General features: G+C 63.2%; 16 protein-coding genes. 7 read left to right on the top strand and 9 right to left on the bottom strand.

The features are described from left to right. Positions 1-11: 11 nt before the first annotated feature. A complete protein-coding gene (locus tag DOM27_RS13530; RefSeq protein ID WP_110656581.1) occupies positions 12-1,079 on the top strand; it encodes an ABC transporter ATP-binding protein in 1,068 nt (355 codons plus the stop codon). Further along, the gene (locus DOM27_RS13525) at positions 1,076-1,843 is read left to right on the top strand and encodes an ABC transporter permease (RefSeq protein WP_110656580.1); all 768 of its coding nucleotides are present in this window, start codon (positions 1,076-1,078) and stop codon (positions 1,841-1,843) included. Before DOM27_RS13530 ends, DOM27_RS13525 begins: the two co-directional genes overlap by 4 nt. Here DOM27_RS13525 and DOM27_RS13520 read toward each other — a convergent pair. Next, positions 1,840-2,754 carry a LysR family transcriptional regulator gene (locus DOM27_RS13520; protein ID WP_110656579.1) on the bottom strand — a complete coding sequence of 305 codons (915 nt, stop codon included), beginning with the start codon at positions 2,752-2,754 and terminating at the stop codon, positions 1,840-1,842. The genes DOM27_RS13525 and DOM27_RS13520 overlap by 4 nt on opposite strands. Positions 2,755-2,861: 107 nt before the next feature. Here DOM27_RS13520 and DOM27_RS13515 point away from each other — a divergent pair, with 107 nt between their 5' ends. From DOM27_RS13515 to DOM27_RS13500, 4 genes are all read left to right on the top strand, one after another. Further along, positions 2,862-4,247, top strand: a complete 1,386-nt coding sequence (locus tag DOM27_RS13515; RefSeq protein ID WP_188113730.1) for an acyclic terpene utilization AtuA family protein — start codon at positions 2,862-2,864, stop codon at positions 4,245-4,247. A gap of 7 nt (positions 4,248-4,254) precedes the next feature. Beyond that, positions 4,255-4,584: an AtuA-related protein gene (locus DOM27_RS13510; RefSeq protein WP_110656578.1), complete on the top strand. Its 330-nt coding sequence runs from the start codon at positions 4,255-4,257 to the stop codon at positions 4,582-4,584. 108 nt (positions 4,585-4,692) lie between these two features. Then, positions 4,693-5,997, top strand: a complete 1,305-nt coding sequence (locus tag DOM27_RS13505; RefSeq protein WP_110656577.1) for a CitMHS family transporter — start codon at positions 4,693-4,695, stop codon at positions 5,995-5,997. Beyond that, positions 5,990-6,706 (top strand): alpha/beta fold hydrolase, encoded by a 717-nt coding sequence (locus tag DOM27_RS13500; protein ID WP_110656576.1) that lies wholly within the window; start codon positions 5,990-5,992, stop codon positions 6,704-6,706. The genes DOM27_RS13505 and DOM27_RS13500 overlap by 8 nt, the downstream gene beginning before the upstream one ends. 46 nt (positions 6,707-6,752) lie before the next feature. Here DOM27_RS13500 and DOM27_RS13495 read toward each other — a convergent pair whose 3' ends face one another. The 6 genes from DOM27_RS13495 to DOM27_RS13470 all read right to left on the bottom strand — a co-directional run bounded on the left by DOM27_RS13495 (position 6,753) and on the right by DOM27_RS13470 (position 11,904). After that, positions 6,753-7,517 carry an SDR family NAD(P)-dependent oxidoreductase gene (locus tag DOM27_RS13495; protein WP_110656575.1) on the bottom strand — a complete coding sequence of 255 codons (765 nt, stop codon included), beginning with the start codon at positions 7,515-7,517 and terminating at the stop codon, positions 6,753-6,755. 68 nt (positions 7,518-7,585) lie between these two features. Further along, positions 7,586-7,873 (bottom strand): MarR family transcriptional regulator, encoded by a 288-nt coding sequence (locus tag DOM27_RS13490; RefSeq protein WP_110656574.1) that lies wholly within the window; start codon positions 7,871-7,873, stop codon positions 7,586-7,588. Further along, positions 7,866-10,217 (bottom strand): FdhF/YdeP family oxidoreductase, encoded by a 2,352-nt coding sequence (locus DOM27_RS13485; protein WP_110656573.1) that lies wholly within the window; start codon positions 10,215-10,217, stop codon positions 7,866-7,868. Before DOM27_RS13485 ends, DOM27_RS13490 begins: the two co-directional genes overlap by 8 nt. Before the next feature lie 300 nt (positions 10,218-10,517). Beyond that, positions 10,518-11,321 (bottom strand): formate dehydrogenase accessory sulfurtransferase FdhD, encoded by an 804-nt coding sequence (locus tag DOM27_RS13480; protein ID WP_110656572.1) that lies wholly within the window; start codon positions 11,319-11,321, stop codon positions 10,518-10,520. Between the two features lie 177 nt (positions 11,322-11,498). Continuing rightward, positions 11,499-11,630, bottom strand: a complete 132-nt coding sequence (locus tag DOM27_RS13475) for an entericidin A/B family lipoprotein (RefSeq protein ID WP_110656571.1) — start codon at positions 11,628-11,630, stop codon at positions 11,499-11,501. Between the two features lie 145 nt (positions 11,631-11,775). Continuing rightward, complete coding sequence (locus DOM27_RS13470; RefSeq protein WP_110656570.1) at positions 11,776-11,904, bottom strand: entericidin A/B family lipoprotein; 129 nt, start codon at positions 11,902-11,904, stop codon at positions 11,776-11,778. 276 nt (positions 11,905-12,180) lie between these two features. On the opposite strand from DOM27_RS13470, the gene DOM27_RS13465 reads away from it, so the two are divergent. Further along, positions 12,181-12,606 (top strand): HIT domain-containing protein, encoded by a 426-nt coding sequence (locus DOM27_RS13465; RefSeq protein ID WP_110656569.1) that lies wholly within the window; start codon positions 12,181-12,183, stop codon positions 12,604-12,606. Between the two features lie 48 nt (positions 12,607-12,654). Here the strand turns inward: DOM27_RS13465 and DOM27_RS13460 are convergent, their stop codons facing one another. Together DOM27_RS13460 and DOM27_RS13455 are read right to left on the bottom strand one after the other, a co-directional pair. Beyond that, a complete protein-coding gene (locus tag DOM27_RS13460) occupies positions 12,655-13,746 on the bottom strand; it encodes a nickel/cobalt transporter (RefSeq protein ID WP_110656568.1) in 1,092 nt (363 codons plus the stop codon). After that, positions 13,734-14,408 carry a DUF1007 family protein gene (locus tag DOM27_RS13455; RefSeq protein ID WP_245392724.1) on the bottom strand — a complete coding sequence of 225 codons (675 nt, stop codon included), beginning with the start codon at positions 14,406-14,408 and terminating at the stop codon, positions 13,734-13,736. The genes DOM27_RS13460 and DOM27_RS13455 overlap by 13 nt, the downstream gene beginning before the upstream one ends.

Below are 14,408 nucleotides of genomic sequence, written 5' to 3'. Positions count from 1 at the left end.
GAAAGATCCGCATGATCGAGTTGAAAGGACTGACCAAGACCTACGCCGGCAAGAACGTCGTCGACAATGTCTCGCTGACGCTCGATACCGGCGAATTCGGCGTACTGATCGGGCCGTCTGGATGTGGCAAGTCGACCACGCTGAAGATGATCAATCGCCTGGTCCCGCTGAGCGGCGGGCGCATCATTCTCAACGGCGACGACGTCACCGAGCTGCCGGCGGAACAGCTCCGTCGACGGATCGGCTACGCCATTCAGTCGACCGGCCTGTTTCCCCACTGGAGCGTGGCCCAAAATATCGCCACCGTGCCGCAGCTGCTCAAGTGGCCGAAATCACGCATCGACGATCGCGTCGACGAGCTGATGGCCATGTTCCATCTCGACGCGGCCGAGTTTCGTCACAAGTATCCGCATCAGCTCTCCGGCGGACAGGCTCAGCGTGTCGGCGTGGCCCGAGCGCTGGCCGCCGATCCCGAAGTGCTGCTGATGGACGAGCCGTTCGGCGCAGTCGATCCGCTCACCCGAGAGGTGCTGCAGGCCGAGATGCGGCGCGTGCACCAGCAGACCGGCAAGACCATCGTGTTCGTGACTCACGACATGGATGAAGCGCTCCAGCTCGCGACCCGCATTGCGCTGCTCAACGGCGGCAAGCTGGTGCAGTACGACCGCCCTATCGAGCTGATGGTGAAACCCGACAACGATTTCGTCCGCGAATTCATCGGTCAGGCGGACCTCGGCCTCAAGCTGCTCTCGCGGCGTTGGGTACACCAGTATCAACGCGAGCCGAGTCTCGAGCACCACGCTACGCACCCCGGTCTCGATCATTGCTGGCAACTCGACGACGCCGGTCGACCGGTGGCTCTCGAGGGCGCCCGGCTGGACGAGGACCATGAGGTGACCGAGGTCAAACCGGAATGGACCGCCACCCCGGGAATGAGCATGAAGGAAGCGCTCTCGCGAATGGTCTGGTATCGCGTGATGGTGCTGCCCGTGGTCGATGACGCCGGCAAACTGATCGCCGAGATCGGCATGCAGGGAATCATGGGAATCCAGGCCGAAAACGGGACGCAAGCCTCATGAATGGGGCAATTCCAGGAGCGCAACGACTGCGCGCCGCTTCGGCCGGCAACCGGGTGTTGGGTGTGCTGATAGTGCTGCTGATCGCACTGACGCTGGGCATGGATCAGCTCGAGCCGCTGTTCCGGGCGCTGTTTCCCGATCTCGGCAATCCGCTCTATTCGCGCGACAGTTTCCTCAATCTGATGCTCGCGCATATCGGGCTGGTGCTGATGTCGTCGCTGATCTCGGTAACGGTCGGCGTCGCCGCCGGCCTGTTCGTGACCCGTCCGGTCGGACGTGAGTTCGAGCCAATGGTGTCGTCGCTGGCCGCAATCGGTCAGACATTCCCCCCCGCCGCGGTACTCGCCATCGCCGTCCCGCTGGCCGGCTTCGGCTTCGCCCCGACCATCATCGCACTGTCGCTCTACGGCCTGTTGCCAGTGATCCAGAACACCATCGCCGGACTCGGCACGGTGCCGCAGGCCACGCTAGAAGCTGCACGCGGTAACGGCATGAATCGCTGGCAGATTCTGCGTCGAGTCGAACTGCCATTGGCGATGCGGGTGATCATCGCCGGTATCCGCGTCTCGGTGATCATCAACATCGGTACCGCCACCATCGGCTCCACCGTGGGCGCCAAGAGCCTGGGTACGCCGCTGATCGCCGGCCTGGTCGGCAACAATCTGGCCTACGTGATCCAGGGCGCGCTGCTGGTCGGCCTGCTGGCGATCGTCACCGACCTGCTGTTCGAACGGCTGGAGCGGCGCTTCTCGTTTGGTCGCTAGTCATCGGCTAAGGTCTGCTGTTCGCTCGCTTCGGCGGACGAGACCTGCTTGCGCAACTGGCGCAGGAATGCCTCCAGTGCCGGTGAGGAATGCAAAGGCTTGCGCCGTAGAATGCCGATTTCTCGCGGTTCGCGCATGTTGACGGGTAGCCGGGTAACGGCGTCCAGATTGAAGACATCGACACTCGAGGTCGGCAGTAGCGCATAGCCGAGCTTCGCCCTCACCATGGCGATGGCCGAACTCATGAAGCTCACCTCCCAGGTAGGCTGGACCTCCCTGCCAGCGTGCTCCATCGCCAGGTCTGCATAGTGCCTGGCGCTGGAACCCGGAGTCATGGCGATATACGGCATCTCGTCGAGTCCGTACCAGGGCGACTCGCTGCGTCTTACCACCCGCGGCGGCGTCACCAGCATCAGATCGTCGTGAAACAGAGTCTGGAAGTCGAGTTCGCGATCCTGATCCAACGGAGAGCCCAACCCCATATCGACCTCGCCCCGGCGGACCCATTGATGAACCTGATCGGCCAGGCCGTCGCGCAAGGCAACGGTTACCTTGGGGTAGCGCTTGCGAAACGCGGCAATGGTGCGCGGCAGCAGGGAAGATGCGACCGAAGGCAAGCCCGCTACCGTGAGCTTACCCTGTTCGAGTTCGCGCACGTTGCGGGTGTCGTCCAGTGCCAGAGCCATGTCAGCAAGAATGCGACGGGCGTGCCCCAGAAACAGCGCGCCCCCTTCCGTCAGCATTACCGTGCGCGTATTGCGTGCGAACAGCACGATACCCAATTCCTCTTCCAACTTTCGTATCAGATAGCTCAATGCCGGCTGCGACAGATGAATTTCTTTCGCGGCCCGCGTGAAGCTGGCCATCTCGGCGGTCAGCACGAATGCCTGGAGCTGTCGTTGATGAAACATTGCCCTTCCAGATAGAAATTTTTTATTAATTCATAAGATATATGGCTTTGCCTGATCTTGTCGCGCTGAGCCATTGTCTTGGCCATCGACGGTTCAACGGATTCTCCATGTCATCCTCTCAACCTATTCGCTACGCGCACATTGGCTGCGGTGCCGGTTTCGCCGGTGATCGCCCGGACGCCGCCGTCGCTCTGGTCGAAGCACTCGCCGAGCGAGACGGGGCGCGCTATCTGTTCTTTGAACTGCTGGCCGAACGCACCCTGGCCGAGGCACAGCTACGCAAGCTCGAAGACCCGGCTCTTGGTTATGCCACGCATCTGTTCGCCTTTCTCGAACCGATCGTCGAGTCGTGTCTGGCACACGGCATTCCGATCATCACCAATGGCGGCGCAGCCAATCCCGTGGCAGCGGCACAGCGGCTGCGCCAGCAGCTGAAGAGGCAGGGTCTGGACGCCAAAATCGCCTGCGTGATGGGCGACGATCTGGGCGGCGAGCTGGGAGAGGAGCCTGGGGATCGAGCCGCCATCGCCGACTGGCTTCCCGCCGACTGTCCGCTTGAGGAGATCGTCTCCTGCAATGTCTATATCGGTGCGGAAGCGGTCACTCAGGCACTGCACGACGGCGCCGATATCGTCATCGGCGGGCGGCTGGCGGATCCTTCGATGGCGGTCGGCGCGCTGTGTCACGCTCACGGCTGGGCGGCAGACGACTGGCAGCATCTGGCGGTGGCGACCGCCGCCGGCCACCTGCTGGAGTGCGGCACTCAAATCACCGGCGGCTATTTCGCCGATGCCAGGCGCAAGACCGTTACGGATCTCGCCAATCTTGGCTGCCCGATCGCCGAAGTCGGCAGCGACGCCAGCCTGGTCATCACCAAGACGCCGGGTAGCGGTGGCTGCGTCACCGAGCAGACGGTCAAGGAACAGCTGCTCTACGAGGTTCACGATCCGGCGGCCTACCTGACGCCGGACGTCACGCTCGATGTCTCGCGAGCGAGACTGGAAACCCTGGGCCCGGACCGGGTCGCGATACACGATGTTCACGGGCATCCGGCACCGGCAACGCTCAAGGGCAACCTGGGGCTGCGCGGGCTGTGGTTCGGTGAAGCAGGTATCTCCTACGCCGGCCCTGACGCGGTGGAACGCGCCCAACTGGCGCTGGAGATTCTGCGTCAGCGCCTGGGCGCCCGATTACCCCAACTGAGGCCGCATTTCGATCTGATCGGCGTCGCCAGTCTGTTCAACGATGGCAGCGGCGAGTGGCTGGAAAAGCGCCTGAGGGAAGCCCCGGCGGTGGAAGACGTGCGCCTGCGCCTGGGCATCGTCGATCGCGACCGGACTGCCATCGACCTGGCACTGCAGGAACTCGAGGCGCTCTACCTCAACGGGCCGGCCGGGGGTGGCGGCGTTCGTCGGCAGTTGAGCGAATCGCTTCGCACCCGATCCTTTCTGATTGCGCGCGAGCGGGTCATGCCGTTCGTCTCCTGGCAATGAGGCACCGATGACGAACCAAGACGTTTTACTTGCCGACTTCGCACATGCCCGCGCCGGCGACAAGGGCAACACCCTGAACGTGGCCATATTCACCTTCGAGAGCCGTCACTACGCGTGGCTCGAGCAACACCTTTCCGAAGCGGCAGTGGCTTCGCGGTTCAGCCACCGTCATCCCCAAAAGATAACGCGCTACTGCCTGCCCCATCTCGATGGCATGAACTTCGTCATCGAGGGCGCACTGGAAGGCGGCGTCAATCAGAGTGCGACGCTCGACCGCCACGGCAAGAGCCTGAGCTATCTGCTGCTGGGAATGCGTCTGCCGCCCCCCGACGGCTGAGCAACTCGGGTCGAACGGTATCGACTTCGACCCTTTGACATTCACCTTTGTTCTGACCACGCCAAGAGACGCTCGAGCGTCCAGACTACGCCAACTCACGGAGCCATCATGATAACAACGCTCGGATTCGTGATGATGCTGGGCATCATCGCACTGATACTTCTGAAACGACTGACCCCGGTGGTCGGCTTCGCCGTGATCCCGGTTGTTGCCAGCTTGCTGGCGGGCTTCACGCCGGCCGAGACCGGCGGCTTCATCAAGGATGGTCTGACTGCCGTCGCGCCGACCGCGACGCTGTTCATCTTTGCCATCCTCTATTTCGGGGTCATGCGCGAACGCGGCATGTTCGACCCACTGGTCAACTTCCTGATCAAACGCACCCGTGGCGAGCCGCTCAGAGTGGCCATCGTTACCGTGCTGGTGGCGGCTATCGCGCATCTCGACGGTGTCGGCGCTGCCACTTTTCTGCTCACGATTCCCGCCTTTCTGCCGCTCTACCAGCGTCTCAAGATGAGCCCGCTGATTTTGATCTGTCTGGTCGGGCTGAGCGCCGGCGTGATCAACATGGTGCCGTGGGGCGGCCCGACGGCACGCGCCGCGGCCACGGCTGGCGTGGACGCTTCCGAATTGTGGCTGCCGCTGTTACCGGTCCAGGCGTTGGGCATCGTGCTGCTGCTGGCGCTCGCGAGTTACTTCGGCATCAAGGCCCAGCGCCAGAACCGGGCCAACGGTCACGCTGGCGGTGGTGACATGACCGCCTATCTGTTGCCGCCGCGGGAGACGGCGCTGCCGCTCGGCAGTTGGCGCTACTGGGCCAACGTGGTGCTGACACTGATCATTCTGCTGATTCTGTTCACCGGCGCCTTCCCGCTCTACGCGAGCTTCATGGTCGGCCTGGGTATCGCGCTGCTGCTCAACTATCCGCGCCCGGAAGCGCAGGGCAAGGAGCTGGCCAGGCACGCCAACGACGCCCTGCAGATGGCGCTGGTGATGCTGACGGCGGGGATTCTGCTCGGCATACTGGCTGGCGCGGGGATGTCGGAAGGCATGGCCACTGCGCTGATCGACCTGCTACCCGCGGGTTCGGCGGGCGTGCTGCATCTGATCGTCGGGTTCTTCGGCGTGCCGCTGGGCATGCTGTTCTCGCCGGACGCCTACTACTTCGCGCTGATGCCGATCGTACGCGATATTGCGACCTCCGCCGGCGTCCCGGTGGACGCCGTCGCCCGCGCCATGCTGATCGGCGAGAACACCGGCTTCAGCATCAGTCCGGTGGTGCCCAGCGTCTATCTGGCCATCGGCCTGGCCGGTGTCGAGCTGCGCGAGCATCTCAAGTTCACCTTTCTGTGGGCATGGGGCATCGGCATCATCCTGCTCGCCTTCGCCTGGCTGATCGGCGCCATCGGTGGCTGATCGCTCGCCGCTACCTGTGCCGGGCTCGCTGATCGCGCTGCCCGGCACCCTACTGCCACCCACGATCTTCGACCCGGTTCCGCTGCCAGACGGCTGGCACTGGCAGCCGCTCGACTGGCTGGCCGGCCCGGGCAACGGCGACTTGCCGGCAGTGGCACAGGACATCGCCGATCAATGGTTACAGGGAGAGCGTCAGTGCCGGGTTCTGGTGGGCCACTCCGCCGGTGGTGTCATCGCACTGCAGGTCGCGGCACAGCTGGGGGCCGGACTCGATGGTTTGATTCTGATCGACACCGGCGCCAGCGCCGCCAACCATGGCGACCCCGAGCTGCCCCAGCGTCTGCTGGCGCAATGGGGAGAAAGTTTCATCAAGACTTTCCTGCTGCGCTGCATCGGTGAAGAAGCCCTGGCTCGCTACGGCGACGAGCTGCGCCGTTATGCGCTTTCCACCGGCCCCGAACGTGCCTACCACGCCATGACGAGCCTGCGTCGACTCGATCTCACCGGACGATTACGCGATATCCGCTGCCCCACGCTGGTCGTTCACGGCAAGCGCGACCCGGCCCGCTCACTCCAGCACGCCCGAGGGCTGACTTCAGGTATCGCCGGCGCCCGACTCGAGATCCTCGACGCCGGCCATACCCCGATGCTCGAACATCCCGAAACGCTAGCCGCCTGCCTCGACGATTTCCTCGTCACGCTCGACTAGCGGGCCGTCAGTCAAAACCTTTAATCAAAGCTCCTAACCAAAGCTCTTAGCCAAAGTACTGGGCGCCGTTGATATCAACGATCGTGCCGGAGACGAAAGCCGCACCGTCGCTCGCCAGCCAGACCGCCGCCGAGGCGACGTCTTCGGGCCGACCGGCGCGTCCGGCGGGGATCGTTTCGATGGTGGCGCGCTTGGATTCGTCGGTGGTAAAGGTCGAATGGAATGGGGTCGCCTCGATGAAACCCGGCGCCAACGCGTTGACCGTGATTCCCCGCCCCGCCACTTCCTTTGCCAGCCCACGGGTGAAGCCGAACAGCGCCGCCTTGGCGGTGGCGTAGGCCGTGGCACCGGCATGCCCACCATTGCGCCCGGCCAGCGATGACACCGTAACGATGCGCCCACTGTTGTCGCGGAATAACGGCAGCAGATGATGGGTGACCAGAAAAACCGAATCCACGTTGAGCGCCTGCACCCGTCGCCACAGCGAGAACGGCATTTCTTCGATGGTCGAGCGCTGAATCAAGCCGCCGGCGTTGTTGATCAGGATGTCGATGCCGCCGACCTGTTCCTTCAGCCAGCTCGCGAAGCGCTCGACGGCAGCTTCATCGGTGACGTCCAGCGACCGGGCCAGCGCCGTTTCTCCGCCGCGGGCGGTCAGCGCCGCCAGCGCCTCTGCATCCGGTTCGTGGGAGCGGTAGGTGATGACGACGCGCGCTCCGGCGACCGCCAACGCTTTCGCGATGGCGTAGCCGATACCCACACCACCGCCGGTAATGACCGCGACTCGTCCCTGCAAATGATTGTCCGACATGCAACGCTTCCTCTCTCCAGTGATCGTGTTCTGCGATGATCGCGACAGTCGTCGATACCGGCATTGAGTCAGCAAGTGGGCGTCAAAATCAACCGCAAGGCCGGGCTTGAAGCGCCGGCAGGCCGGGCCGAGACCCAGCCCCCGGTCTCGAGATCGGCCGCCGCGCGCCGGATCAAGGCGTGCTCGAGCCCCAGACGACGCGAGATCAGTGCGGTGGAGATACCGGCCTCTCGCGCTGGGCCGGACTCCTTCAGCGCCAACAACACCAGAGCTGCGACCGGTTCGAGCTCGGGGTGCTCGTCCTGCAGCGCCTCCCATTGGCGCTGCAGCTCGATCGCGTCCGGAAGCTCAGGCAAGTCGCGTGCTCGCTTCCAGGCGCACGGCGATGGATTTCGACGCCGGCGTGTGACTCTGCACGCCCTTGTGATCCAACGGCAGCAGCGGATTGGTTTCGGGGTAATACGCGGCGGCACAACCCTGGGGCGTGTCGTAGGCGACGACCTTGAAACCGTCGACGCGACGCGTCACTCCATCTTCCGACTCGCCGATCAGGTCGACCCACTGCCCGGCCTCGAAGCCCAGCCGCGCGATGTCGTCGCGGTTGAGGAAGATCACCTGACGACCGCCCTCGATGCCGCGATAACGGTCGTCATAGCCATAGACGGTGGTGTTGTACTGGTCATGCGAACGCACCGTCTGCAGCGTCAGCCAGCCGTCGCGTTTCGCCAGACGCTGGTGCATGACGGCCTGCGGCAGCGCGTCGTCGGAAAACTCGGCCTTGCCGGTCGCGGTAGTGAACTCGAGGCTGGCGACCGGGTTGGCGAGCCAGAATCCGCGCGGCTGCCGAACACGCCGGTTGAAGTCCGCGAAGCCGGGAATGACGTCGGCGATATGCTCGCGAATGACGTCGTAATCCTCGCGCAGCGAGGCCCAGTCGACGCCATCGGTATCGGCCTCTTCGTCGGCAAACAAGCGTTCGGCGATACCGGTCAGAATGAAGATTTCCGAGCGCAGCGACTTGTCTGCCGGTTTATTGATCCCGGCGGAACCGTGCACCATGCTCATCGAGTCTTCCACCGTAATCAGCTGCGACTTGCCCGCACTGTTGGCATCGATCTCGGTACGCCCGATGCACGGCAGAATCAATGCCTGCTCGCCGGTCACCAAATGGCTGCGGTTGAGCTTGGTGCTGATGAACGCGGTCAGTCGGCAGTTGGCCATGGCCTGCTCGGTGACGACGCTATCGGAAATGGCGCGGGTGAAGTTGCCTCCCAGACCAATGAATACCTTGCCTGGCGCGTCACGCATCGCCTTGACCGCGGCCACCGAGTCCCAACCGAATTCCTGCGGCATGGCTCGGGCATAACGCGCTTCGAGAGCGTCGAGCAGGGCCTTCGAGGGTTTCTCGAAGATCCCCATGGTGCGGTCGCCTTGCACGTTGGAGTGCCCACGAACCGGCGACGGGCCGGCGCCCGGTTTGCCCATGTTGCCACGCAGCATCAGCAGGTTGATGATCTCGCGCACGGTCGCCACGGAGTGCTCGTGCTGGGTGATTCCCATTGCCCAGCAGGCGATGGTCGCGTTGGAACGCGCGTAAAGTTCGGCGGCCTGCTCCATCTCGTCGCGCGTCAGGCCGGACTGGTCTTCCAGCGTCGCCCAGTCGGTCGCCTCGACGCGGGCGCGGTAGGCTTGCAGATGCGCGGTATACCTGGCCATGAAGTCGTGGTCGAGCACGTCCTCTCCGGCGGCATCGCGAGCGAACAGCGCCTTGGCCATTCCACGCACTACCGCCATGTCACCGCCGAGCTTAGGCCGGAAGTAATGACTGCTGATGCGATGGCTGCCGTTATGCAGCATCTCGAACGGCTTTTGCGGATCGGCGAACTTCTCCAGTCCGCGCTCCTTCAACGTATTGAAGGTGACAATGGTGGCGCCGCGTTCGGCCGCTTCCCGCAGCACGCCGAGCATACGCGGATGATTGGTGCCGGGGTTCTGACCGAAGACGAAGATCGCTTCCGCCTTCTCGAAATCTTCCAGCAGCACGCTGCCCTTGCCGGTACCCAGTGCCGCGTTCATCGCCGAGCCGCTGGCCTCGTGGCACATGTTGGAGCAGTCGGGCAGGTTGTTGGTGCCGAAGAATCGCGCCAGCAGCTGGAACACGTAGGCGGACTCGTTACATGCCTTGCCTGAGGTATAGAAGATGCCATCATTCGGTGACGGCAGCGCCTTCAATTCCGCCGCAATCAGATCCAGCGTCGCGTCCCAGCCGATCGGCTCGTAGTGATCCGTTTCGGCGTTATAGCGCATCGGCTCGACCAGACGGCCCTGATCCTCGAGGCGATAGTCGTCCCAGGTCTTCAATTCGCTGACGCTGTACCTGGCGAAGAACTGTCGTGTAACACGCTTGGCGGTCGCTTCCCAGGTCACCGCCTTGACCCCGTTTTCGCAGAATTCGAAAGACGACGCGTGCTCCGGATCGCCCCAGGCGCAGCCCGGGCAGTCGAAGCCGTCCGGCTGATTGAGCTTGAACAGCGAACGCGCATTGAGCGCCGGCGAGCGGCTGTGCAATAGATGCTTGCCCACTGACTTCAGCGCGCCCCAGCCACCGGCCGGATTGTGATAGGCGAATACCTTCGCATCAGGCTGAGTGGTATCAGCACTGGACAAGTCTGGGCTGGATTCCTGCTGGGACTGGGACATGCTTCTCCTTACACGTTCGAGGGGGTGACGAACGGGAATGGCAGTGACAGACGCGCCCGCCACCGGCACATGGCAGTGCGGCGGCGATGAAGACCGGGATTCGCTATCGGCGCAAGCAAAGACTCGCGCGCTGGATGGGCAACGGAGCCGACATGAACGTTGGTCGTAATACCAAAGTATATTACTCCGCTAACGTTTCGGCTGTCGATAACCTGACGGACGGGGGCTTGCGCGCCAAACGGGATAGCGTATCGGCCGTTACGCGCTGCGCTTGAGGATAATCAGAGAGGTAGGCGACTTTTAGTCGTCGCCGCGACTCAGCAGTTCGAGCCGTTTGCCGCGGTGGCAGTTGATCAGCGTCAGATTGCAGGTTCGCGCGACTTCGACCGCAAGTCGTGAAGGATAGGAGAGCGTCGCCAGCGCCGGGATCCGAGCGCGGACGCTCTTCTGCACCAGCTCAAGACTGCAGCGGCTGGACATCATCACCAGCGCTGGCATGATGCCAGCGATCAAACTGGCGCCGATCACCTTGTCCAGCGCGTTGTGGCGGCCAATATCGCGGCCAACGGTCGTGATCTCACCGACACCGGAGATTCCCAAGGCCAGATGCACGCCAGGGGCGGACTCGGCTTGCAAGGCTCCAAGGCCCGCCGAGAGGACCTCGACAGCCGGCAAGGTCATGGCGGGAAGGCGGGTCAGGCCGAACAGTAGCTGCGACTCCTCCTGCACCCCGCAGGCACCACAGCCGCTGGTGGACAGTGTCGCCCTCGCTTGACTACCGGCGCGCCTGGCAATGCGCTCGGCGACCCGCAAGCGGACCCGAAAGCCGTGCCGACTGGTTTCAATCTCGATGGCTTCGATATCGCTGTAACGATCGATCACCCCTTCGCTGAAAGCGAAACCGACGGCCAACGGCTCGAGTTGATCCGGCGTCGCCAGCACGGTGGCATAAGCCGTATCGTTGAAAACGATGGAGACGGGGGATTCCCGCGGCCCGGGCAGCGTATCGAGGGAAAAGACGCTGGCGTCATCGAAAGTCGCCAACGAACCGAGGTCGCTTTCGGGATCACGCGGATGCGATTCAGTGCGGGAAGAGGAAGTCATGCACGACTCCGTTCGATCGACGGGCGTCGGGAGAGAAACATGACGATATCACGTATACATTTTTCGCGGCGGGAAATCATCAGGTGGGACAAGGGCATAACGGAAAGCGGGTCTGACGAAGCTTTTATCTGACGAAAAGAGAGAAACGCCCGATCCAGAGGATCGGGCGTTGTCATATCAGCTAGCGGCGTCCTGGACGGCTTCACCGCCACTTTCGATGTCCTTGCCAGCCCCATCGACGGTGTTGCAACCCGCCAGAATACCGGCGCTGAACAGTGCGAGCAGAGAGAAAGCAATTAGGCGTTTCATGGTGTCGTCCTCCTTAACGTTTTAGGCGGATGCATTCGTGGCTCATCCGGGCCGTTATGTAATCGGCCTGCCATCAAAATAGCAGAGCGCGCGAGAAAACGCGCATGACATCTTGCCTTAACTGCTGGATTTCACGGCTGAACTGCTAACGGGAAGCATTCTGGATCTTCTCTCCGCCGCGCTCGATATCCTTACCCAGCCCATGCATCGTGTTACAGGCGCCCAACGTCAATAACAGGCAGCCAATGACCCACACTCTCCACGCCACTTTCATGCCATCATCCTCGTCAAAGTCGCCTGCTGGCGTAGCCCTTTTCGAACAACCCTTTTCGAATAGCCTTCGCCGGATAGCCCGTTTCGAATAGCCTCGCCGAGCAGCCATCCTGAATAGCCTTTCAGCCGACCAAGGCAACGATCTAGCAACAACGCAGGAATATTACCACCGTTGCCCAGGCCCTCACGCAACTCGACGCTCCGGGGGCCGCGACGTAAAGTGGCGCTGACCGCTCGCCTTGCGTCGTTACCCTTTCCTTTTCCTACCGGAGGCGTCATGCCCAACTTCATGCTCGATTCACGCCTGCAGCAGGACAGCGCCCACGTCATCGACCTGCCTTTAACCCAGGTTCGGCTGAGTCACGACGCGCGCTATCCCTGGGTCATTTTGATACCACAGCGCGCCGATGTCGTCGAAATCTACGATCTGCCGGCCGACGAGCAGACTCGCCTATGGCAGGAAGCCACGCAGCTCGGACAGGCGATGATGGCATTCTACGGAGGCGACAAATTGAACATCGCCACGCTCGGCAATGTCGTGCCGCAGTTCCATCTCCACATCATCGTGCGTTTTGCCGGCGATGCCGCCTGGCCCGGCCCGGTCTGGGGCCATGGCAGTGCCGAAGCCTATACTGACGAAGCGCTCGAGAAGCGCCGTGCGGAGATCGCTCGGCTGGCGAAAGAAGCGGGTCTCGCGCGTTAGACGACGACGTTTATAGGGCTCTGCGGTTCAATGGGCCGAGTCCGCGGGTCAACCTCGCCCAGGGCCAAACGGCCCGGGCACGTGGCCCGACTGCTGCGCAGTGGGGGCTCCGAGCGTGGATCCACCCAGCAATGGAGGCGCGATGGCCGGCCCTCGCTGCCACTGGGCCAGCGTCAGCGACAGACCCAGCACCAGTATCAGCGCTCCGCCCGTCAGGCCGATCCAGGCCTGCCAGCGCCCGCCACCAGCGGCTGGCTTGAGATGACGCTTGACCCAGTCCCGCGCCAGTACGCTGAGCAGAGCCAACGAGGAGACGGTCAATGCCGTTCCCAGCGACATCGTCAGCACCGCGACGACGCCCTTGCCGAACTGATCGAGCAGCGCGGCCGCGCCCAGCAGCAGCACCGCGCCGCTGCAGGGGCGTACACCGATCGACAGCACCGTCAGCAACGCCACCCGCCAGTCCCCCGCTTCGCGCGGGTCGATATGATGATCGTGCCCGCAGCCGCAATGGGCGTCATGGGCGTGTCGCGACGGCAACACCGGCCTAAGCGACGAATGACTCGACCTCGGGCCGGGCGTGACCGGCGTGAAGGCCGAGATCACGGTCGTCGAGGCGGCGCCGATATGACGCGAACGCCATAGCCGGCGCAGCGATCGAATGCAGAGCCAGAGCCCGACCAGCGACACGATCACGAAACTCGCAAGCTCAGCCTGATCGATGCTGCCCATTGCCTGCCGGGTCAGCCAGCCCAGACCGAAGACCAGCACCCCGATGATCGCGATCGCCATTACGCCTTGCAGCAGCGCCGCCAGCACCGATAGCCCCAGCGCGCGGCGCCACGCCCCACCCTGCGACGCCAGATACGTACTCAACACGACCTTGCCATGGCCAGGCCCCGCCGCATGGAAGACGCCGTAGCCGAAACTCACGCCGAGCAGAACGCCCCACGTCGTCGCACTGGGAGTGCGATTCAGCGCGCTGACCGCCTCGACCAGGGTGTGGTAGAGCTTGCCCTGCCAGAGCACGATCTGGACCGCGACGTTTTGCCACCACCCCAGCGAGTAGCCGGCGATGCCGATGGCAATCAGCAACACCAAGGGAACGAGGAAACCTGCCATCGCTTTCAACCCGGACACGTGATCTCTCCGGTTTCGGCGAAGAATTGGCCCAGGTTGGGCTCGCCCTGCTGGGTGGTATCGAGCATGGAAGCCTCCATCACCTTATCGGGGTCCGGATCCGCCTTGAGAATCCGCGTATGGCATCCTCGAGGCGCGTCATCCAGCGAAAGCGCCCCGGGCAGGGGCTCCGAGCCATCGGCATTGGCCTCGTGCAGCATCTCGATGTAGTAGGTCGAGTCGAAGATCTGGTAGCGCAGCGTCTGTCCCGCCAGCGCCTGGGGTTTGGCCAGCGGCAGCACGAAACTGAAGACCAGGCGCTCATCGCGGTACTCGGTATTGGTGTCGGTTACCGTCCCTTGGGCCACCGGTTGGCCGTTCAGCGTGATGTGCGTGAGGTGATCGTTAGTCTCGAGGTTATTGCGGATTTCGACACCCAGCGCATCGAGCCGCTGCGCCATCGTGGTATCGCCTTCCACACGACCCATGTCTTCCATTACCACCTGACTGTAGAACGGATCCATGCGCCAGCGTTGCCGCAAGGCGGTCAGCTCGCCCTGAGCGTCGAAGATGCCTTCGACGCTCAAGTCGACCCAGCCATGCGGATGCGCCAAGGCGGTCGACGGCATCCCCGCGAACAATCCGATCACCACTCCGAACCCTAGCTCACGCCAGCGACGCAA

The sequence above is a fragment of the Salinicola halimionae genome, from assembly GCF_003206065.1.
Taxonomy (GTDB): domain Bacteria; phylum Pseudomonadota; class Gammaproteobacteria; order Pseudomonadales; family Halomonadaceae; genus Salinicola; species Salinicola halimionae.
This window is presented reverse-complemented; position numbering and strand designations above follow the sequence as displayed.